Origin of the sequence: Microcoleus sp. B13-B6 (genome assembly GCF_036705405.1) — a bacterium.
Lineage (GTDB): Bacteria > Cyanobacteriota > Cyanobacteriia > Cyanobacteriales > Microcoleaceae > Microcoleus.
The window spans coordinates 1-21,432 of record NZ_JAUBUJ010000018.1 but is presented as its reverse complement, the minus strand read 5'-3'; the positions used below and the strand labels follow the sequence as shown (position 1 = coordinate 21,432).

At 46.1% G+C, this 21,432-nt stretch carries 18 protein-coding genes and 2 pseudogenes; 9 read left to right on the top strand and 11 right to left on the bottom strand.

The window, feature by feature from the left end; all coding sequences use genetic code 11:
- The first annotated feature begins 296 nt into the window (after nucleotides 1-296).
- Both QUB35_RS10605 and QUB35_RS10600 read left to right on the top strand, forming a co-directional pair.
- The gene (locus QUB35_RS10605; protein ID WP_333141893.1) at nucleotides 297-1,889 is read left to right on the top strand and encodes a bifunctional pantoate--beta-alanine ligase/(d)CMP kinase; all 1,593 of its coding nucleotides are present in this window, start codon (nucleotides 297-299) and stop codon (nucleotides 1,887-1,889) included.
- Between the two features lie 625 nt (nucleotides 1,890-2,514).
- On the top strand, nucleotides 2,515-3,450 hold the full coding sequence (locus QUB35_RS10600; RefSeq protein ID WP_333141892.1) for a polysaccharide deacetylase family protein: 936 nt from the start codon (nucleotides 2,515-2,517) through the stop codon (nucleotides 3,448-3,450).
- Between the two features lie 72 nt (nucleotides 3,451-3,522).
- On the opposite strand, the gene QUB35_RS10595 is transcribed toward QUB35_RS10600, so the two are convergent.
- Together QUB35_RS10595 and QUB35_RS10590 are read right to left on the bottom strand one after the other, a co-directional pair.
- Nucleotides 3,523-3,675 carry a hypothetical protein gene (locus QUB35_RS10595; RefSeq protein ID WP_333141891.1) on the bottom strand — a complete coding sequence of 51 codons (153 nt, stop codon included), beginning with the start codon at nucleotides 3,673-3,675 and terminating at the stop codon, nucleotides 3,523-3,525.
- A 177-nt stretch (nucleotides 3,676-3,852) separates the two neighbouring features.
- Nucleotides 3,853-4,923 carry an FAD-dependent oxidoreductase gene (locus tag QUB35_RS10590; RefSeq protein ID WP_333141890.1) on the bottom strand — a complete coding sequence of 357 codons (1,071 nt, stop codon included), beginning with the start codon at nucleotides 4,921-4,923 and terminating at the stop codon, nucleotides 3,853-3,855.
- A 418-nt stretch (nucleotides 4,924-5,341) separates the two neighbouring features.
- Between QUB35_RS10590 and QUB35_RS10585 the strand changes: the two genes are divergently transcribed.
- Nucleotides 5,342-6,187: a YaaW family protein gene (locus tag QUB35_RS10585; RefSeq protein WP_333141889.1), complete on the top strand. Its 846-nt coding sequence runs from the start codon at nucleotides 5,342-5,344 to the stop codon at nucleotides 6,185-6,187.
- A 43-nt stretch (nucleotides 6,188-6,230) separates the two neighbouring features.
- Nucleotides 6,231-7,772 (top strand): O-antigen ligase family protein, encoded by a 1,542-nt coding sequence (locus QUB35_RS10580; RefSeq protein ID WP_333141888.1) that lies wholly within the window; start codon nucleotides 6,231-6,233, stop codon nucleotides 7,770-7,772.
- Between the two features lie 55 nt (nucleotides 7,773-7,827).
- Here the strand turns inward: QUB35_RS10580 and glmS are convergent, their stop codons facing one another.
- The 3 genes and pseudogenes from glmS to QUB35_RS10565 all read right to left on the bottom strand — a co-directional run bounded on the left by glmS (nucleotide 7,828) and on the right by QUB35_RS10565 (nucleotide 11,617).
- The gene (gene glmS / locus QUB35_RS10575; protein WP_333141887.1) at nucleotides 7,828-9,750 is read right to left on the bottom strand and encodes a glutamine--fructose-6-phosphate transaminase (isomerizing); all 1,923 of its coding nucleotides are present in this window, start codon (nucleotides 9,748-9,750) and stop codon (nucleotides 7,828-7,830) included.
- A gap of 160 nt (nucleotides 9,751-9,910) precedes the next feature.
- On the bottom strand, nucleotides 9,911-10,156 hold the full coding sequence (gene psaC, locus QUB35_RS10570) for a photosystem I iron-sulfur center protein PsaC (RefSeq protein WP_015175986.1): 246 nt from the start codon (nucleotides 10,154-10,156) through the stop codon (nucleotides 9,911-9,913).
- Between the two features lie 273 nt (nucleotides 10,157-10,429).
- Nucleotides 10,430-11,617: pseudogene (locus QUB35_RS10565) on the bottom strand (RNA-guided endonuclease InsQ/TnpB family protein).
- 187 nt (nucleotides 11,618-11,804) lie between these two features.
- On the opposite strand from QUB35_RS10565, the gene QUB35_RS10560 reads away from it, so the two are divergent.
- A complete protein-coding gene (locus QUB35_RS10560; RefSeq protein WP_333141886.1) occupies nucleotides 11,805-11,927 on the top strand; it encodes a hypothetical protein in 123 nt (40 codons plus the stop codon).
- Nucleotides 11,928-12,034: 107 nt separating this feature from the next.
- Here the strand turns inward: QUB35_RS10560 and QUB35_RS10555 are convergent, their stop codons facing one another.
- From QUB35_RS10555 to QUB35_RS10535, 5 genes are all read right to left on the bottom strand, one after another.
- Nucleotides 12,035-13,246, bottom strand: a complete 1,212-nt coding sequence (locus QUB35_RS10555; protein WP_333141885.1) for a chloride channel protein — start codon at nucleotides 13,244-13,246, stop codon at nucleotides 12,035-12,037.
- A gap of 20 nt (nucleotides 13,247-13,266) precedes the next feature.
- The gene (locus tag QUB35_RS10550) at nucleotides 13,267-14,295 is read right to left on the bottom strand and encodes a transposase (protein WP_333141884.1); all 1,029 of its coding nucleotides are present in this window, start codon (nucleotides 14,293-14,295) and stop codon (nucleotides 13,267-13,269) included.
- Nucleotides 14,279-14,464 carry a hypothetical protein gene (locus QUB35_RS10545; RefSeq protein ID WP_333141883.1) on the bottom strand — a complete coding sequence of 62 codons (186 nt, stop codon included), beginning with the start codon at nucleotides 14,462-14,464 and terminating at the stop codon, nucleotides 14,279-14,281. Before QUB35_RS10545 ends, QUB35_RS10550 begins: the two co-directional genes overlap by 17 nt.
- The gene (locus tag QUB35_RS10540) at nucleotides 14,457-15,095 is read right to left on the bottom strand and encodes an IS607 family transposase (RefSeq protein ID WP_333141882.1); all 639 of its coding nucleotides are present in this window, start codon (nucleotides 15,093-15,095) and stop codon (nucleotides 14,457-14,459) included. Before QUB35_RS10540 ends, QUB35_RS10545 begins: the two co-directional genes overlap by 8 nt.
- An 815-nt stretch (nucleotides 15,096-15,910) precedes the next feature.
- On the bottom strand, nucleotides 15,911-16,816 hold the full coding sequence (locus QUB35_RS10535; protein ID WP_333141881.1) for a CoB--CoM heterodisulfide reductase iron-sulfur subunit B family protein: 906 nt from the start codon (nucleotides 16,814-16,816) through the stop codon (nucleotides 15,911-15,913).
- Nucleotides 16,817-17,357: 541 nt separating this feature from the next.
- On the opposite strand from QUB35_RS10535, the gene acpP reads away from it, so the two are divergent.
- From acpP to QUB35_RS10515, 4 genes are all read left to right on the top strand, one after another.
- On the top strand, nucleotides 17,358-17,612 hold the full coding sequence (gene acpP, locus QUB35_RS10530; protein ID WP_333141880.1) for an acyl carrier protein: 255 nt from the start codon (nucleotides 17,358-17,360) through the stop codon (nucleotides 17,610-17,612).
- Nucleotides 17,613-17,709: 97 nt separating this feature from the next.
- On the top strand, nucleotides 17,710-18,963 hold the full coding sequence (fabF, locus tag QUB35_RS10525) for a beta-ketoacyl-ACP synthase II (protein WP_333141879.1): 1,254 nt from the start codon (nucleotides 17,710-17,712) through the stop codon (nucleotides 18,961-18,963).
- A gap of 175 nt (nucleotides 18,964-19,138) precedes the next feature.
- Nucleotides 19,139-20,446: an AAA family ATPase gene (locus tag QUB35_RS10520; protein ID WP_333141877.1), complete on the top strand. Its 1,308-nt coding sequence runs from the start codon at nucleotides 19,139-19,141 to the stop codon at nucleotides 20,444-20,446.
- Nucleotides 20,434-21,156 (top strand): DUF4276 family protein, encoded by a 723-nt coding sequence (locus QUB35_RS10515; protein ID WP_333141875.1) that lies wholly within the window; start codon nucleotides 20,434-20,436, stop codon nucleotides 21,154-21,156. Before QUB35_RS10520 ends, QUB35_RS10515 begins: the two co-directional genes overlap by 13 nt.
- A 135-nt stretch (nucleotides 21,157-21,291) precedes the next feature.
- Here the strand turns inward: QUB35_RS10515 and QUB35_RS10510 are convergent.
- Nucleotides 21,292-21,432 (bottom strand): annotated as a pseudogene (locus tag QUB35_RS10510) (photosystem II q(b) protein); the annotation flags it as partial.

The following is a 21,432-nucleotide window of genomic DNA, read 5'->3' as shown; positions in this document are numbered from 1 at the left end:
TCCGAAGTGTAGAAAGCAGAAAGTAGAATAAAACTGACATCTTGCACCATTGTCAAGAACGGGCTCTCCGGCCCGTTCCACAAAGAATGAGTTTTCTTGTGGAACAGGCCGAAAAGCCTGTTCCTAAACAACTAATTGAGAATGGTGCAAGATGTGAGATAAAACTGACATCTTGCACTATTCTTTGTGGAACAGGCCGGAAAGCCTGTTCTTGAAGATGGTGCAAGATGTCAACTCGAACAAATTCTGACAAATAAACTCTGCATTCTGCCGAATGCCTTCAGGAGATTCTACCGGTGCGCCTGTTTACTACCATTGCAGCACTTCGCTGCTACTTAAATTTACAAAAGTCTGCTGCACCTCATTTGACAGTCGGTTTGGTGCCGACGATGGGAGCTTTGCACGCAGGGCATCTGAGCTTGATCCAGCGGGCAAGGCAAGAAAATGCGATCGCCCTGGTCAGCATTTTTGTCAACCCGCTGCAATTTGGCCCCACAGAAGATTTTCAAGATTATCCTCGGAATATCGAGCAAGACCGGCTGTTGTGCGAACAAGCTGGCGTTGATGCCATATTTGCTCCCTCAGCAACCGAAATGTTCGGCAACCAAGCCGTCGAGCGTACAGAAACAGAGCAAACCGCCCAAAAACAGATAGAGATTCACCTTTCATCCTTAACCCAAGTAGTGCCGCCACCGGCGATGACATCGGTTTTGTGCGGCAAAGCAAGGCCCGGTCATTTTCAGGGCGTCGCGGCAATAGTTACTAAACTTTTGAGTTTGGTGCAGCCGACAAAAGCTTATTTCGGTCAAAAAGACGCCCAGCAGCTAGCAATTATTCGGAAGCTGGTCTTGGATTTTAACTTGCCTGTAGAGATTGTCGCTTGTCCGATCGTCCGCGAAGAGTCGGGACTGGCAATGAGTTCTCGCAATCAGTATTTAACAGTAGAGCAAAAACAGCAAGCCTCCGTACTCTACCGCGCGCTGCAACAAGCCTCGAAAACTTTTGCTTCAGGGGATCGCACCGCAGCAGCCGCACTCGCAGCAGCCCACGCAGCAGTCGCAGAAGAACCCGCAGTCAAGCTCGAATACGCCGAAATCGTCGATCCCCACACTTTGACGCCCTTGCAGGTTGTGGAAACAGCGGGACTTTTAGCCGTGGCCGCCAGAGTTGGCTCTACTCGCTTGATTGACAATATAATTCTCAGGAATCGCCGGCCCATTGTGGCGATCGACGGCCCGGCGGGAGCAGGCAAATCTACCGTCACTCGCCTTGCAGCAACAGCTTTGAACTTGTTTTATCTGGATACCGGCGCGATGTATCGGGCGCTGACTTGGCTGGCATTGAAAACAGACACGCCGATTTCCGACGAATGCGCGATCGCCGAATTAATCAGTTCCAGTTATTTGGAATACAACCTCGATCCCGCATCAAAGATGTTGAAGATTAACGGCGAAGACGTAACCGAGGCAATTCGCAGTTTGGAAGTGACATCCCGCGTCTCGGAAATGGCGGCGATTCCCGCCGTGCGGCAGTTTCTGGTGGAGGAACAGCGGCGCTGCGGCACAAAAGGCGGAATTATAGCAGAAGGCCGCGATATCGGCACTAACGTGTTTCCCGATGCGGAACTTAAGATTTTTTTGACGGCTTCGGTACAAGAGCGATCGCGCCGGCGGCTGTTAGAACTTAAAGATAGCGATCGGGCTAATATTAGCTTGGCCCAATTGGAACAAGACATCGCCCTGCGAGACGAAAAAGACAGCACCCGCGAGGTTGCACCTTTGCGTAAAGCGGCCGATGCTGTGGAAATTCAAACAGACAATCTGACTGTTGCTGAAGTTATCGATCGGATTGTCGGCTTGTACAAAGAGAGAATCGACCCTAAAAGTTAATTTTAGGAGTGGCGGGCGGGCGATCGCCCTCATCTCAAATCCGGTTAACCTCACATCTTGCACTATTCTCGCTTAACAGGCTTTTCGGCCTGTTCCACAAAGAGTGAATTTTCTTGTGGAACAGGCCGAAGAGCCTGTTCCTAAAAAGCTTATTGACAATAGTGCAACATCTCAGGTTAAACTCACATCTTGCACTATTCTCGCTTAACAGGCTTTTCGGCCTGTTCCACAAAGAGTAGATTTTCTTGTGGAACAGGCCGAAAAGCCTGTTCCTAAAAAGCTTATTGACAATGGTGCAACATCTCACGTTAAACCAACTTGCAGTGTCAGGTAGGGACGCGGGCAGATGCGGGCTGAGTCCCTGAGAATATCGTGCCATTAATCCGATTTGAGCGCCGTCCCCCTGGCTGGGGAAAAAGTTCCACCATCCCGCGTTTTCATGGGTTAGGGGATTTCTGGCGCACAAACCTTAAATTTTTTTATCCTGACGGACTTCCCCACGATCGGTTATTTCCAGTAGCATTTTTACGGGCAGTCCAATTTAAGATTATCCTCTTAAGTGGATTAACTTGATATCAACATAAAATCTCAAATTAACTGTATAACGTGTGAAGGAGAGAATGACGTGACAAAATTGAAACTGCTGTGGAGGCGGCGAAAAACTTTAATAGTTGCTTTTATGGCAGCAACAGGAAGTTTTTTGCTGGGTGTGACATGGCCGATTAACTTGCGGGCCAATCAGCCCTTGGAACCGATTCAGGCGCAAGTCTTGGCCGTATCCCAGTCGCAAGAACAACAGCCGATGTCCAATATTAATAAGTTCTCCGAGGCGATCGCCCGTCGAGTAGAATTTTCCCAAAATGCTCTAGCCCAATTGCAGGCAATCCGATTTCAATCAGCCGTACCGGATCAGTTTCAAGGTACAACCATGAGTCACGGGACACTTGACTCCCAGCACAAGGCGATCGCCCTGACATTTGACGACGGCCCCTGGCCGAAAACAACTACACAAATCCTAGATATTCTCAAGGAAAATAATATTAAGGCTACATTCTTCTGGGTAGGAAGATACCTGCAAACTTATCCCGAAATTGGCAAACAGGTCGCCGAAGCCGGTCACGCGATCGGCAATCACACTTGGAACCACCAATACCTTCAGTATAACGAAGACGGTGCCGCTCGCGAGATCGATCGCACTTCATCCTTAATTGAGGAGTTGACCGGCATCCAAACATCGATGTTCCGCCCGCCAGGAGGCATTTTAAACAATGGATTGGCAGCTTACGCTCAAAAGAAAAATTATGCAGTTGTGATGTGGTCTGCTGATTCTTTTGATTGGCGCACTCTTACGGAATCTTTGATAGACAACGTGATGAGGCAGGCCAATTCCGGTGGCATTGTGCTGATGCACGACGGTGGCGGCAATCGAGCGAGAACTGTAAAAGCTTTACCTGATATTATTGCTCGATTGAGAAAGGAAGGGTACAGTTTCGTAACAGTTCCCGAGTTATTGCAGATGCAAGAACAAGACTTAGAAAAACAGGAAACAGCACAAAAGTAACAATTGGGAAAAGTGGGAGTTCACACCATTATTCCATTTTGTTGTATGTCGTTAGATTAATTTTTCATAACTCTAGCCGAAAAAAGAAGGAAGAAGTAGCAACCGCGCCCGATTCCAGGCGACGTTCTTAACTACTGAAACCATTGCTTTAATTGCATTTCCCTTCTTCCTTCTTCCTTCTTCCCTCTTCTTTCTTCCTTTTTCCTTCTTCCTTCTTCCTGACATCGGTTACATCCGTGACACAATCCGTTGCCGAACTTCCTTATTCTTTCTTCCTGACATTCGTTATTCATGCCGGACGGTATTATCACGTTCGAGGGCAAGGTAATCTTCGGGGCTAAACCCAGACGGGATGGCAATCATAGCGTTAGAGGTAAAATCAATACATTACTTGTAGCCATATTACCAATTTAGGCTTGAATCTAACGGCAAATCCTGCAACTGAGAATTCACCCAATTAGCCGCCGCCAAACCCGAGCGCAAAGCACCCTCTATTTGACCTTCCCCGCACAAATCCCCCGCACAAACCAGCGGCAAAGTCCCCTCCGCCGCCAAACAAGAAACAGGCAAAGGATTTCGACAAAAAGCATAGCGCCAGCGGTGAACCTGCAACCATTCCGGCTGTTTCAGCCAAGGCATTAAATATTCAGAAGTGCGATCGAGCAATTCATGACCGACAGTTTCCAAATCAGCAGCTTCTAAATAGCGTTCTGCAAAATTTGCGCTGCTGTGAACCACAAACACCGGCTGCTGCGGATCGAGCCGTTTGCTGCTGTCCAAACCAACCCAAGCTAAATCAGAATTATCGGGAAAAGAAACAGCTTTCCACGGCGGATTTAGATTGCTCAAATCTTGCTGTTTTGCCGCAGGATAGCCAGCCATAACCGTAAAGCAAGGTTCGTACTCCACAGAACGCAATTTGTCAAGAAAATCAGATTTCAAACCGATTTCCGAATTCAAAAACATTAAAGCTTGAGGAGCCGGAATTGCTACTACAACAGCCTTAGCAATCAATTCTTGAGGCGTCTGTAAATTGTCATCAGTAACTTCTAGGGAAAGATGCCAGATTTGGTTATCTGTGGTAGTAGAAATAGCTTGTACGCGGCGGCCAAACCAAATTTCTACCCCCTCCGCCAGATACTTACCGATCGCATTCATACCCGCAGGTGCGACATAGCAAGAACTAGGAATAGAGAACATTTCTCCTTGTCGGAATTCTCCCACACTATCCGTCCAGAGTTTGAGGATATCCCGATCGACCAAAACCTCAATTAACCCCTGCACCGCATCCCCCTGCGGTTCCAGATACCGCGCCCCGTGATCGGCCCTAGTACCCTGTACGCGGCGGGTAGCAACACGTCCCCCCGCGCCACGAGATTTCTCAACAACCACCACAGAATAACCAGCTTGACGCAACCGTTGAGCGCAACTCAGCCCCGCCATACCCGCACCAATCACCGCAACATCGAACATAATCAATCAGTCAATCGATTTTAGATTTTAGATTTTAGATTTTAGATTGAAGCATTGACCCCACGGATAAATTGGGGGGGCAAGTTTCATCGGATACAGGTTTTTTATTTCTGGACGGATGAATCCGGCGGCTTGTATCCTGGATGCTTTCGGTCAGCCTTGTGAATCTAAACATCAGCTTAAAGGCTGCGAGCTGAATTTGTACCTTACCGATGACTCAAAAGAGCCGTAGCACGGGCGATGACCCGACGCCATCGCCCTGCACCAAGTAGTAGAATAAAGGACAGCACGAATCCATGATTAAGACCAGATCAAAAAATGCCACTGTAGGTAAATCCTAAATCCTAATGGTTGTCAACCAGCCGTCATCTAAAATCTAAAATCTAAAATCTAAAATCGTATACGGGAGGGCAAAATTTTGGACGAACTCAGAGCAGCACTCGAATTGACAACAGAAGAAGAATTGCAGCAACTAACAGAACTTCTGTTCAGCCGCAAGTTTAACCCTTTAGATTACGTGCAAACCCCCGCACCGATAGATGTACAAAGTCGCGATCGCGCAGCATGGCTCGACGCCGTAGAACAGCGGTTTCGCTATCTTGCAGCCGACGGGTTGACGGTACTCAGAGGGCGAACCCAACAAGTAACTTACAGACAAGCACTAATTCAAGTTTGTCGCTATCTCAAAATCCCTTATCCCAGACAGTTGTCAACCACCGACTTAGAGGCAGAAGTATTTCTGCACTTAATGGGCCGCGCGTGGAAGCGTTTACCTGCAGATGAACAGCAAGCGCTGACACTGCGCGTACAGCGAGCGATCGTTGATTCTAAACTCTCAGAACCCCTGCCAATTTCTGCTGAAAAAGACCCGCTGGGTTTACTGTTCAAAGGCGGCAGCGCTTTAGCTGTTAGTTCCATCTTAAAACCAATGCTGCTCAAACTAATGGCCAATCAATTTGCGCTGCATTTTGCCACCTATCAAATGGCAAAACAAGGAGTGCTTGCAGGCACTGCAACAGCAGCAACCCAGTTTCAAAATTATGTCGCAATTCAGACAGCGCGGCGCGGTATGGCGGTGAGTGCGGCTCGTTACGGTGCAACGCGGAGCGTATTTTCGTTAGTCGGCCCGGTGATGTGGACTTGGTTTTTAGCGGATTTGGGTTGGCGATCGATTTCCACGAACTACGGCCGCATTATCCCGACCATTTTTGCCCTAGCTCAAATACGCCTGACGCGATCGGAATGCGTTTGGGAACTAGCTTAACGATGGTAGATTGTAGATTTTAGATTTGAGATTGGGAGTGTGGGTGAATATCAAAAATCGGTTGAAATTAGCTGCCAAACAGACAGCCGAAAATCTCAAGTCTCGCCTCCAAAAACATCCCGATCCCCGCCTGCAAATTCCTTGGAATTTCGCCCAAGTGGGGATGCTAATTTTTCCCTTAATTCCCATTTTGGGAGCTTTAGGTTTATTCCTGGGATTGGCCGGCACTTGGAAGCAAAAGTTCCGTCAAATTAGTCGCCGCCCGTTGAATCGAGGATTCGCAATTCTGAGCGCGCTGCTAGTCCTCACAGCCTTTTTTGGCCACAACCGCATTGAGGCTTTTATAGGGTTGTACAATTTCTTGCCGTTCTTTATATTGTTTGCCGCTTTCAGCAGTTTAATCCAAACTTCGGCTCAGTTGCGGCAATTGTCTTGGATGATTGTAATTAGTTCAATTCCCGTGATAATTTTAGGCCTGGGACAGCAATTTTTAGGTTGGAGCGGCATCGATCAATTGCAGCCTGTTTTTGGCTGGGTACTCGAACCCAAAGGCAATCCCCCCGGCCGCATGGCTTCTGTATTTATGTACGCTAATATTTTAGCTTGCTATCTGACAATTGCTTTTATTTTAGCAATGGGACTGTGGATGGAAGAAGTCCGTTGTCAGTTGTCAGTTGGCAGTTGTCAGTTGGCAGTTGTCAGCCGTCACCACTTACCAATGCCCAATGCCCAATGCCCAATGCCCAATGCCCAATGCCTATTTTTAAGTTTGGCAGTGATCGGAAATGCTGTTGCTTTGATTTTTACTAATTCTCGCAATGCTTGGGGGCTGGCAGTTTTGGCAGTTTTGGCTTTTGCACTTTATGCGGGTTATAAAAAATTATTAGCTGCGGTTTTTGGTGTAGCTAGCACAGTTTTTTTGTCTGCCTTTGGCCCCGAACCTTTACGGCAGTATTTGCGAATAATTGTCCCTGCTTTCTTTTGGGCTAGACTCACCGACGAGATGTTCCCAAATCGGCCGACTGCTACTTTGAGAAAAACTCAGTGGGAATTTGCTTGGTCGATGACTCAGCAGCGTCCTTGGACTGGTTGGGGATTGCGAAATTTTACGCCTCTCTATCAAGCTCAGATGCAAGAATGGCTTGGTCATCCTCACAGTTTAATATTGATGTTGACTGCGGAAACGGGAATACCCGCAACGCTTTTTTTGTTTGGTTTAGTTGGTTGGGTTTTGGCTAGGGGTGTTTTGCTGCTGGCTAATTGGCCGCTTTTTTCTGCGGATATCAAACACGAGAAAATAGCAACACTGGAAAAAGCGGAAAATGCTTTAGATCTCAATCAAAAATCTATAATTAATAGCACAAACCAGGTTGCTTATCAAGATGTAAGAGCGGGAGATCGCCTAATTTTTTTCAGTTATTTATTAGCCTTCGCCGCCTGTACGCTTTTTAACACTGTAGATGTGACGCTGTTTGATTTTCGACTCAATACTACAAGCTGGTTGCTGTTGGCGGCGATTTGCGGAGTCAGCCAGAGGGAATTGGGAATAGGGCATCGGGCATTGGACATTGGAACTAACAAATAACAACAGTCAACAGTTAACAGTCAACTGCCAACTGCCAACTGCCAACTGAATTCTTTTATTCTACCGTCACCGACTTCGCCAAATTGCGCGGCTGATCCACATCCAAACCCCGACGCGCCGCAATGTGATAAGCCAACAATTGCAGCGGAATCACTGTCACAATCGGCGACAACAATTCATCCACCAAAGGCACGGGCAAAACGTGGTCAAAAATCTCGGCTTCCGCCACACCTTGCTTCGGCGTAACGCCAATTAAACGGGCGTCGCGCGCTTTCGCTTCCTGAGCGTTGGAAAGCACTTTTTCATAGACGCTTCCTGGCATGGCGATCGCCACTACAGGTACTTTCGCATCCAAAAGGGCGATCGGGCCATGTTTCATCTCTCCCGCCGGATATCCTTCGGCGTGAATGTAGCTAATTTCCTTCAGTTTCAGCGCCCCTTCCAAAGCAATCGGAAAGTTAATTCCCCGCCCCAAAAATATAAAATCTTGGGTGTCTGTAAACTGGTGGGAGAATTCCTCCACATACTGTTCTTGAATCTCCAAAAACTTCTCAATTTCTGCCGGCAACTGGCGCAAACCTGCAATAATTTCTGCCAATCTCTCGCTGCTGATTGTTTGCCGCTGGTGCGCCAAATCCAAAGCTAAGAAATAGAATGCCATCAACTGAGTGACAAAAGTTTTAGTGGCAGCAACGCCGATTTCTATACCGGCGTGGGTATTGATCACGTGTGGCATCATGTGGGCGATCGAACTTTCAGTCCTGTTAGTAATGCCTAACATTCTCGCCCGGAATTTATCAGTAAAACCCGCGCGGCGCTGCTGTTCCATCCCCAAAGCAGCCAGCGTGTCCGCCGTTTCTCCCGACTGTGTTACCCCAATAGTTAAAGTATTTGCTGTCAGCGGTGCCGGCGCGTAGCGGTACTCAGAAGCGTACTGCACCGCAGTGGGAATATTAGCTAATTGTTCCAACAAATATTTGCCGATTAGCGAGGCGTGCCAGCTCGTTCCGCAGGCGAGAATTGAAATTTGTTCGACATCGGCGCAAAGTTCTTTGGGCAAGTTGAGATTGATGGGAGAGCGCGGATTTCCTGGCTGCCAATCGCTGTCTAAGTAAGCCTCCAAACAAGCTCGGACTACGGCTGGCTGTTCGTAAATCTCCTTGTGCATGAAGTGTTTGAAGCCTTGTTTTTCGACTAAAACCGGACTCCAACCAAGGATGCGCGGGCTTTTTTTCAGCCTTTCCCCTGCAAAGCTGTAAACTTCCACTCCCATCGAAGTCAGTCTTGCCAATTCGCCATTTTCTAAGGACAAAACAGTGCGGGTGTGAGATACTAAGGCCGGCGTATCGGAAGCGCAGAAAAATTCACCAGCACCAAACCCAATCACCAAAGGAGCTTGCTGTCTGGCGACAATTATTTCCTCTGGAAAATCTGCACAGATAACGGCGATCGCAAAAGCTCCTTCTAATTTGTTTACCGCCTTTAAAACGGTTTCCAAAAACGATAAATCAGCAATTTTTTCTGTTTTTTTATCTTTTTCTTCTTCCTTCTCCCTTCTTGCTTCTTTCAAAAATTCAGCTATTAAATGAGGGATAACTTCTGTATCGGTATCCGAAACAAATTTATGTCCCTTCGCTTTCAATTCTTTCCGCAACTCGCGATAATTTTCGACAATTCCATTTTGAACTACCGCAATTCGCCCGCTATTATCTAGGTGAGGGTGAGCGTTATATTCTTCAGGCTTGCCGTGAGTGGCCCAGCGGGTGTGTCCGATGCCGATGGGAGCCAGAGAGTCTATCTCTGCTAGCTTTTCCCGGAGGCTGTGCAATTTGCCCTTTGCTCGGATGCAGGTAATTTCTCCTTCGGAGATGGTAGCGAGGCCCGCTGAATCGTAGCCCCGGTATTCTAGTTTCTCCAATCCTGCTAGCAAAATCTCGCTTGCTGCTTGCGTGCCGATATAGCCAACGATTCCGCACATTTAACGTACTACTCCTGCTTAGCGATCGCAATAAAACTTAAGTTTTATCATTTTTACCTTCTTCCGGCCCCAGAATGCAGATTCCGCGACAAAAAAAGAGGGGGCGATTAAATTGCCCCCTCTTTTGTGCCCGTAATTCGATCGGCGTGTCGATCGATTTTTAGTAAGCTAGACCCATACTGCGAGTGGTTTCTGCTCCCAGGTAAACCCGGATGCTCAGAAAATCGGTGGGACAAGCAGTTTCGCACCGCTTGCAGCCTACACAGTCTTCGGTGCGGGGAGATGAGGCAATCTGAGCTGCTTTGCAGCCATCCCAGGGCACCATCTCCAAAACGTCAGTCGGACAAGCGCGGACGCATTGAGTGCAGCCGATGCAAGTATCGTAAATTTTGACTGAATGAGACATTGAATAAAGGCTCCCAACGAGTCACTAAAAATTTGCTGCCTCTGCGAGTGAACAGATTTGACGGCGAGGTGCCACCGCTATAGCCTGCACAGAGAATTAAAGGTTAGTCTACCGCAGTGCCTGGAAGCACTTCGCGAAAAAGCGACAAAACTTCACAGTTATTCACGGTGGGACTCTGATAGAACCCATTTGGGCTCTATATCATTCGCCAACCGTTTGAGCATCAGCCTGTTGACATCCTCCCCGCACTTTTAGGGCGGGGATTCCCAAACATCACTGCTTGGGTTTCTGCTTCTGTCCCTGACGGGGTTTCGCACCAGCCTTAACAGATTTACTCTGTTCGGGTCTTACGGTCGCTCCACAGACTGACACGGCAAGCCCTGCCGCCAAAATATTCCTTGCCGCATTGATGTCTCGGTCATGGTGAGTCCGGCACTTAGGACAATCCCATTCCCGGATATTTAACGCCATCTTTTCAACGATGTGACCGCAATTGCCACACCGTTTTGAACTCGGAAACCATCGGTCAATTTTGATTAAAGTGCGACCGTATCAGTTGCACTTGTATTCAAGTTGCCTGACCAATTCACCCCAACTTGCGTCACTTATGGCAACAGCTAGTTTCCGATTTTTAACCATGTTCTTCACAGCTAAATCCTCAATGGCAATCCTTTGGTTTTCGCGCACCAATCGAGTCGTTAACTTGTGAAGGTTATCTTTTCTGGCATCAGTAATTTCTTGATGCACTCTCGCTACTTTAAGCCGTGCTTTGTGACGGTTGTTAGACCCTTTCTGCTTTCGACTTAAAGATTTCTGCGCTCTCCTGAGCTTTCGATACTTTGCCTTAAATCCTTTGGGATTAGCAATCTTTTCACCAGTGTCCAGAGTGAGTAAACTCGCAATTCCCAAGTCGATGCCGACTTGACTGTCTGACACAGGTAGTGCTTCAATTTCAACATCTACCAACAGAGAGACTGACCATCTACCAGATGGTGAAAGCTTCACCGTAATCGTTGATGGTGTCGCACCGACAGGCAGCATCCGACTCCAGCGAATAGGCAACGCTTGAGTGCATTTTGCTAGGTAGACCTGTCCGTTTTTTAACTTAAAAGCAGATTTGGTGAACTCAGCACTGCCACCATTGCGTTTCTTTTTGAAGTTGGGGTATTTTGCCCGCCCGTCAAAGAAGTTGCTCAGGGCAGTTTGCAGGTGGCGCAAGCATTGCTGCAATGGTACACAGCTAACTTCATTAAGAAAATCAAGTTCTTCCGTTTTCTTCCATTCGGTTAGCATTGAAGAGGTTTCAGCGTACCCTACCCGTTTCTGGTCTTTGTACCAGGCTTCAGTTCTTGCAGCTAATGCACGGTTGTAAACCAAACGAGTACAACCCAGTGTGCGTCGCAACAAACTTTCTTGTTCCGGCGTGGGGTAGAATCGGTAACTGAAGGCTTTTAGTGTCATGCTCACCTTTGGCGTTACTTTCACAGTCTAGCACCTCCCATCTGAAATAGTAGAAGGTCTTAGCAAAATTCAAGTAAAGCCGTCCTAGAAGGACGGGGTTTCTCACCCATTTTTCTGATGATCTTATCCGGGTGATACCCCTTGCCCTTGCAGAATGGTAATCTTCGGAATATTGACGGGTCAGAGTGTGAAAATAATCGAGGTTGTGACTCAACATTTCAATCAAGCCACATTCATCGGACACACTGGCTGTTGTGCAATGGCTCAAAAACGGCAAGCTGACTGGTATCAACGGCTAGATGTTGTTTGATGCCATTGGTGCATTTGTAATGGCAGAAGCCTTTAGACTCGACACTCGCAAATTGCACGTATTTTTCACCGCTACACCGAGCTATTAGAGGAATTCTAGCCGTTTGGTTAATCCACTTTACGCTGTGAGCTAATGAAGGGAGATCGGGGAGCCAAGAAGAAGCCCACGAGACTAGCGAAGAGAATCGGTGTAAAAGTGCTAAATCCTGTCAATTTTGCCAGTAGCAGAGTTGTACTAATTGGAGTTCGAGTAACTGTTGAATTCAGAGCAGCCATTACACAAATCATTGCCAAAGTCTCGTTGGATGCGGGATTAATGATAGCGATTGCCTTTCCTAAACAGGCTCCTATAAAAAACAGTGGGATGATAATCCCTCCCCGCCAGCCTCCATTTACGGTCGTACTAATGGCAAACACTTTAGCAATAACTAAAATCAAGAGAAATTCCACAGGAAAGTTTCCCTCAACAATTTTTTCAATTTGATGTTCACCAAAGAAACGAGTGAGCGGAAATAAAGCTGATAAAACACCAAGTCCTAGCCCAGCTAAAGTAGTCCGCACATAGATTGGACTGGGTATGGCATCAAACAAGCGACCTACACCGCGAAATATAGCGATAAAAAGCCACCCCATGAGCGCACCTACGATTCCATAAGCAATCGCTGCGCCAAAGTCATAAAGGCTGTCCACATTGTATTGAGGAAAATGCCAGGTAGGGCCTATTCCAAGCTGGGTAATTGCTACAAAAATGGTGTAACTTGCACAACTTGCCACTACCGCAGGCAAGATTGCTTCAAAATACTCCACAACATTCTGATGATGCAGGATTTCTAAAGCAAAAAAAGTACCACCCAAAGGAGCACCGAACAAAACTGTAAAACCAGATGCCATGCCAGCAATACTCAAAGTTCGTAGTGCCTCTCCGCGCAATTGAAAGCGATCGGCTAACCACGTACCAATTGAACCTGTGACTTGCACCATTGGTGCTTCTGGACCCGCACTGCCTCCACTTGCAATACTGATTAGCGACGACAGAATCATCGAAGGATTCTCGTTCATTGGTAACCGCCCACCATTGAGATGAATATTGTCAATAATCAACCCTATTTCGCCAGGATTTCCCAGCCAATGAATGAGCAAACCGATGAGTAAACCCGCAAGCGGCATGATGATTAGTAGAGAATGTCCACTAAAATATTCAAATCCCACCATCATGTAAGACAAAAATATCCAATAACTTGCACCAAACAAACCACAAATGATTCCTAGCATTGCCCATAGGAATACCGAACGTGTGAGATTTACTGGGTTTCGTTTCATTGTTTACTGATACTTTTAATTCAGACAATCCCGACTATCGGCGAAAATCTGAATATAGCACACTCATCAGATACGTCTGAGAGTATGGTGGTATCCCACAAAGCTTTAAGAAAAATTCCTAAAGCGCCATTGAAATCGCGAGGTATTTCATAACCGCAGTTGGGACATCTAAAAGTTTTAGAGCCACCTAACTTTCTCTGAATATGACCGCATTTTGTACAAGTTTTGGAAGTATATTCCTCAGTCACTCTAACCAATCTCGAACCGTAACGATTACAGAGATGTTCTAAGGTTTGCGAGAACTGATAAAATGCCCAAGTCATCATCGCCCTCGCCGACTTGGAATTAAGTTTGCGACTACCTCTTGCCACCATTTGAGAAGTTTCAAAAGTAGGTAGGTAAATAACATCGTAATTCCGTGCTAAATAGCTCGCTACCTGCTTGTGAATTTCCGACCGCAGGTTTTTGATTTTAGTTCTAACTTTCTCCATTGCTTGTTTCAGCCGATAGCGCAATCGAGAAAACTGACCGCCCTTTGAGCATCCAAATTTTGACTGCATCTTATCCAAATGCTGGCACAATCGCGCAATCTTCCCAAAGTCATGCTTTCCAAATTCAGTAAAAGAATTGCCATCAAATCCAGTCAGGAAACAGCGCAGTCCGGGGTCGACTGCGATGGTATTGCCGCCATTTTTGGGTTCTGGAACGTCCATCTCTATAGGCATATTTACGAACCAGCGTCCCTTATTGTAGGTGACTTCTACTGCCTTGTCATAGTTGATTAAGCAGGAATCCTGCCCCGTCCAGAGAGGTTTTTCTAGACCTTTGCTAGCATTGAGCATTAGATGACCGTTCTTATAGTCACCCGGAGCGAACTGAATAGTCTGTTTTTGGGCTCGAATTGACCTGAATCGAGCTAATTTCAATCCGACTAAAGGATTGGGTTTTGCCTTTTTTCCTTTACCTAACTGAGCTGGCTGTTTGTCGGTTTTCTTCCAAGCTGTATAAGCCTCGAAAAGGGCGTTGTCCAAACTATGTGCTATTCCCAATTCTTTGCACCATTCCGGGATTATCTCGCAACAAGCGAGTTTTACAGTAACTCCGAAAAGCTTGCTTACCGGAAGTTTTTGAGACTGGCTGATTAGTCTTTTTGTCTACAGTGTAGTAGGTGAACTTTCCTTGATGCTGATTCAGGTAAGCGATTGCATTGTTATACACTTTGCGATTGGCGTGAATTCTCAACATCCAGACTTTCTTCGTCTCCCCCTTTGGGTAAACTCGGTACGTCATAGTCTTCAATGATTTGCTTTTTATACTTTCTGAGTCCGTACAATCGGCAACTGAAGACGTGGATGATGGCGAGTATATCTTCAACCATTTCTCTTTCGGGACTAAGTGAACTATTGTTGAGAACCAGAATCTTACACCCGCCCCGCTCCGCGAACCATGAGATAAGATCGAATCCGAACCGGCATAATCTATCTTTTGAGGCAACGACAACCATTCCGATGTCGCCCGTGTAAATGTGTTCCAATAGGGCGATAAGACCTTTTCTTTTGAAGTTGAGGCCACTCCCGATGTCTTGGATGATTTCACATCCGGGGTAGCGAGACAGAAGAAAGTCAGCCTGTCGAATAAGGTCGGCTTTTTGACTTCGACTGCTAACTCTGGCGTAGAGGATGGTTGGTTTAGTAGATGGAATATTGACAACTGAGTCTCCGTCGTAGCGTCGCTGTCCTGACGGCGTTCGGTATGCTTTGATTTTCCCTTCTTTTTCCCACCTTTCAAGGGTTTTTGAACATACTCCAAGTCGTTGAATAGCGATTCTTGGTGGTACATATGTGGACATATTGGGTTTTTTGAGTGAATTATCTCAGTCTACATCAATTGTCTGCCTTATGGCAGGAAATGTCTAAGAAAAACTCGTCCTGGAGATTACTCCTTGTCAATAGCTAGGCAGTTAGGAAGTCTTAAAAAACTATTTTGTGTAATTGTATACAATTTCTGTGATTTGCATATTAACCTACCAGCCCCACACTTGCTTTTGAGTCTAGATCCGGGCTACGGTATGCGGTCTAGCAATCGCAGTCTAACAAGGGCTGGCAACGGAACTGAGGCATCGGTTATCAGTGGTGTAGCCACCGTGCAACGCCGTTCGCTGAAGCCCCCGTCGTTAGACCGCTTCATATTTTGGTGGTGTCAATAGCTTAAAGAACCCATTTGGGCTCTCTGATGACGAGCTAAGATCAGAAATAAATGGCATTGTCGAGCAACTTCACCGACAACGAGTGATAACTCCGCAACGCCATTGCTGCCCCACAAGAAGAAGACTAGACCACCTCTGGGGACAAAAGGACAAATTTAGGACTTACCCACCGGGGCTCAGAAACCGGGTTTTTTTACGAAAAAACAAAGGTTGTGACCCGCAGATTCGGTAAAAAACCCGGTTTCTTTGGTATGTGTGCGTCCAGGACTGAAATTGTGGACGGTATCTTCTATCAACTCAAGAGTGTATAAGCGCGATCTATCGTCCCGCTAGCACTCGCCTATAATTCCGCTCTAACCGGATTTGATTTGAGAAAAGACTAAAGTCTTTACTACCAACCTGGATTTAAGATGAGAAAGGACTAAAGCTCTTACTCCAAACCCGCGCAAATCGATCGACTAAAAGCCTAATTTTTCTAACACGGGCTTAGTTGACACAATATGTCGATCGATCCCTAGTTTTTTTGGCTCCACACCCAAAGCCAAAGCCACCAATTGCGACAAATGCAACACGGGCAAACCCAACTTGCGCCCGATTACTTTTTCCACCTCCGGCTGCCGCGCATCCAAATTTAAATGACAAAGCGGACAAGGAGTAACCATACAATCAGCGCCATTGTCAAGAGCATCTTGAATATGTTTGCCTGCCATCTGAAAAGATTGGTTAGTGGCATAACTCGCCAACGGCCAGCCACAGCACTGCGTCCGGCCTCGATAGTAAACCGGAGTGGCCCCGATCGCTCGAAACACATTTTCCATCGATTCCGGTTGGTGCGGGTCATCGTAAAGCAGCTTATCCTGAGCTCGCAGCAGATAGCACCCGTAAAAAGACGCGCACTTCAAACCTGAAAGCTTGCGGGTGACTCGCTTCTGCACCTCGTCGAGCCCGTAATCTGCAACGATCGCCCACAACAGATGTTTCACCTCGGTACTGCCTTTGTAAGGCGAACAGCCTTGTTTTTCCAGTAAACCGTTGACTTTTTCTATGTAGTTGGGATCGGTTTTCTGAGATTCCTTGAGGCGATCGTCCACATGACCGATTACCCCTTGACAAGTGCTGCAATGTGTCAGCAAAGGCAGATTCAGTTCCTCAGCCAAAGCAATATTGCGAGCGTTGACAGTATCTTCGAGTAACTGCGAATCTTCCTTGAAAGTGCCAGAACCGCAGCAGGAAGCTTTTTTGAGTTCCACCAGTTCAATCCCCAAGGCTTGAGTCAGCGCTTGGGTAGACAGGTAAAGTTCACGGGCCGCCCCTTGGGGAACGCAACCAGGAAAGTAAGCATATTTGAGATTTGGGGATGGCATAATTGTTTCTGCAGGGGACACAAGGTTCGGGACAAGAAACTTGAGCGATCGAAGTCTGGAGGCTTCCTGCTTAGTTTTCCCTCTTTATAATTAACGTATCACCGCCTAGCTAGGAGCCAATTGTCAGCTTTTCTCAAGCATTTTGAGTTGATGACTGACAATCAAGCATCCAGGATACAAGCCCCCGGGTTCATTCCGAAAGCAGACTCAGGACCGGTGAAATAAAAAACCTGTATCCGAGAAACTTGCCCTCCGAATTTATCCGTGGAGTCAATGCTTCAATCTAAAATCTAAAATCTAAAATCTAAAATCGATTGACGCACCATCGACCCAAAATTCCGGTTCCTCAACGTTATCAGGTTGCTAAACGAGATGATTGATTGTGGGCTATGGGTTTTTTCCTTAGTCGTAGGGTTGCTGCGATCGTCCGTGTCCCAATTGTCCCTGGCCCGTGTCACTTAGAAAAGCGGCCAGCCTTTGTCCTGCCGATCCCCCTTTCGGATAAGATTAGATACGCAGCAACCAATGAGGACACGATGTTATGAGCCAAGACGATATTTTGACTAGAGTCCAGAAAATTGTGAAAGAGCAACTGGAAGTCGAGCTGAGCGAAGTCAAGCCCGAAGCCAACTTTGCTAACGATTTAGGAGCAGATTCCTTAGATACAGTAGAGCTGGTAATGGCCTTGGAAGAAGAGTTTGATATTGAAATTCCCGACGAAGCAGCCGAAGGAATTACTACGGTTCAAGCTTGTGTAGATTACATCAGCAGCCAACTTGCAGCTCCAAAAGCATAAAATACCTGTCTTTTCCCCTAAGAGGAGAGAAGTTAGAAAACTGGAAACTCCTCTTTTGTTCTGCGTTCTGGGTGTTTAATTTTTTGAAACAGAAATCATGACAAATTTAGAGCGTAAGCGCGTTGTTATCACGGGTCTCGGCGCGATTACACCGATCGGCAATACCTTGTCTGAATATTGGGACGGGTTGCTTGCCGGGAAGAATGGTATAGGCCCGATCACCTTATTCGACCCGTCGCGGCACGACTGCCGCTTTGCCGCAGAGGTGAAGGGTTACGACCCACACGACTATTTAGAGCGCAAGGAAGCAAAGCGGATGGATCGCTTTGCTCAATTTGGGGTGTCAGCGAGCAAGCAAGCTCTTGCTGATGCGAAGTTTGAGATTAACGACCTGAACGCAGAACAGGTGGGTGTCATTCTTGGCACTGGCATTGGCGGCCTGAAGGTTTTAGAAGACCAGCAAGAGATTTATCTGAATCGCGGCCCCGATCGATGCAGCCCGTTTATGATTCCCATGATGATTGCGAATATGGCCGCGGGCCTGACGGCGATTCACACGGGCGCTAAAGGGCCAAACTCTTGCACGGTGACGGCTTGCGCTGCCGGGTCAAATGCCGTGGGCGATGCGTTTCGCTTAGTTCAGGCGGGTTACGCCCAAGCCATGATTTGCGGCGGTACAGAAGCTGCGGTGACACCTTTGTGCGTGGCAGGTTTTGCTGCGGCGAGGGCGCTTTCGACTCGCAACGATGACCCGACTCATGCTTCTCGTCCGTTCGATCGCGATCGGGATGGTTTTGTCGTCGGCGAAGGTGCTGGCATTCTGATTCTAGAAGAAATGGAACACGCTCTGGCGCGTGGCGCGAAGATTTACGCAGAAATCGTCGGCTACGGTTTAACTTGCGATGCGTATCACATGACTTCTCCGGTACCGGGGGGGAACGGTGCGTCGCGCGCGATGGCTTTAGCGCTCAAGGATGGGGGTTTGACGCCGGATCAAGTGAGCTATATCAACGCTCACGGCACGAGCACGCTTCCCAACGATTCTACTGAAACAAAAGCGATTAAGCAGACTTTGGGAGACCACGCTTACAAAGTAGCAATTAGTTCTACCAAGTCAATGACCGGTCATCTTTTGGGCGGTTCTGGGGGAATTGAGGCGGTGGCGACGGTAATGTCGATCGCCAATGACAAAATCGCGCCGACAATTAATCTGGAAAATCCCGATCCTGAGTGCGATTTGGACTATGTTCCTCATACAAGCCGCGATCTAAAAGTTGATGTGGCGCTGTCGAATTCTTTTGGATTTGGCGGCCACAACGTGACTCTGGCATTCAAGAAGTTTGTTCAGTAACGGGTAATTTGAAAGTCGAGAGTTAAAAGGTGAAAAATTAATTTTTCACCTTTTAATCTTTAGATAAATTTTAGATTTGGCGATCGGCTATTAGCTGTAGGTGCAAATTTTAAATTATTGTAGGGTAGGCATCTTGCCTGCCCTAACCTTTCTGAAGTATAACCGGAGCGATCGTATGAATCAACCAATTCTTCGATTTTTGACAACCAAGAATTATAAAAATCTACACTTAGATCCATCTGTAAATTTAAACAACCTTAATATATTTATAGGCTCAAACGGTTCAGGCAAAAGCAATTTCATCAGTTGTTTAAAATTTTTAAAAGATTGCCTAATAGCTATTCCTGACGCAAATCGGGACGTGAGTAGTTTTGAGGATGCTGTTTCTAAAATTGGTGGTGGTAGAATTTTAGATGTCAATGTTGAAAGTCCAGCGAAGGTCAGTATAGCTTGCTGTTTTTCGCAAATTAACCAAACTGGTAATCTTCAAAAAGACAGCGCAATTCTTGATTTCAAACTTTATACCGATCGACAAAAAGTAAGGGCGAGCATCTCTGAAGAATATCTATATGGCGGAGAAGATTTGCAGGAAACTTCCCGCCAGCCACCTTTCTATTACTATAAATTGCATAACAGAGAATTAGGGCAAGGAGTTTTATCTGTTTACAAGTCTCCCGGTCAAGAGTCAGCTCAGTTTGAACCTTTAGATAACATTCCTACAAATTCTTTTGGTTTGTTGACAATTCCGACACTGCTTGAATATACTTTCTTACCACCAGAAATTATACCTGTTTACAAAATTAGAAGAGAATTAATTGAATTTATTTCAAAATGGCAATTTTATAATGCCAATAACATGAATTTGAGTTTAATTAGAACCGCAGAACCTAAAATAGGTGGAAGTGATATTTACCTATCTGCTTCGGGAGATAATCTGCCTTTAGTCTTGTACAATTTAAACCAAAAATCTATCAATTTTGAAGATAGCATTAACGAGGCAATGAAGTCCATCCTGCCAAAAACTCGTCGCCTTAGAGCTTTACCTTCGGGTCGCCTATCTCTCACTGTAGAATGGTATTTTGAAGGTATTGATGATGAAGCATTTTACCTAAATGAAATGTCGGATGGAACTGTCAGGATGCTTTGTTGGGCAACTATATTACATTCTCCACTCCTTCCTTCTTTGATAGTCATTGATGAACCTGAATTAGGATTGCACGTCTCGTGGATGCCAATTTTAGCTGAGTGGATTAAAAAAGCTGCCACCAGAACTCAGATAATTATTACCACGCATAGTCCCGACCTTTTAGATCACTTTACCGATCGTTTAGAGAATGTTCTTTGTTTTTATCCCGAAAACAGAACGTATTTCTCAGTCAAATCTCTTTCAAAAGAACTGCTGAAGCCAAAACTTGAAGAGGGATGGCAATTGGGCGACTTATACCGTGTTGGCGATCCAACTATTGGAGGATGGCCGTGGTAGTGTGGGTTTTCTCTGGTGGCGGTGAGGCTGAGGTTAGAGGATTCTTTCCTTTTTTAGAAAAAACTTTTCCGGGCTGTAGATTTGAACGAAAAACACCAGTTCGTCAAAAACCCGGCCCTAAAGCTAATAAAGCAGGTAGTTATGGAAGAACAGGTCAAAGCTTAATCGAGCAAATCAAGCAAGAATTGCCTATCGCCTTAAAAGCGGAAGCAAATAAATGCGACTTGATTTTAGTTTTTGACGATTTGGATTGCCGCGATTCTCAGACACAAAAATCAAAAATATTGGCAGAGTTATCAAAAATACCCGAATGTGCTGACATCGAAAAATTTGTTGGGTTTGCCGCGCCGGAAATCGAAGCTTGGATTATTGCTGATTGGAATAATTCAATAGCTAAACATTCAGATTTTCGAGGCAAAAGACATGAACGGATGCGTTGGTGGCTAAGTACACAAAGAAAAGTTTCTTTTGAGAATCCAGAAGCATTTAGTGAATACGATGCTGAAAAAGATTGCTGTCGAGAAAAACTATCAGAATATTTAATTGAGTCAAGTGTTCAAGATGAACTCGATCGCGATAAAGCACGCTTTTCTAAAGGAGATCATACTCCTTTGCTATTGAGGGAAATCGATCCAAATGAAGTCCAGAAAAAATGTCCCTTATTTCGCGAACTCTATAACTATCTCAATAATTTTTGTCGTTGTCCATAAAGGGTCAGATAAAAATTTATTTAGGTAAACTGTAAGCCAACTTTTGCAAAGCATTAGTAGTGTTAAATTAGATTTTCCCCAAACAAAAAGCGCCCCTATTTCTAGGAGCGCTTTTTGTCAATCAAAAGCTAAAACTTAGCCATTGATAGAAGGAGCAACCAAAGCTACTGGAGTGACTTCACTAGCAGCCAAATCAAGCGGGAAGTTGTGAGCATTGCGCTCGTGCATTACTTCCATACCCAAGTTAGCGCGGTTGATCACATCAGCCCAAGTATT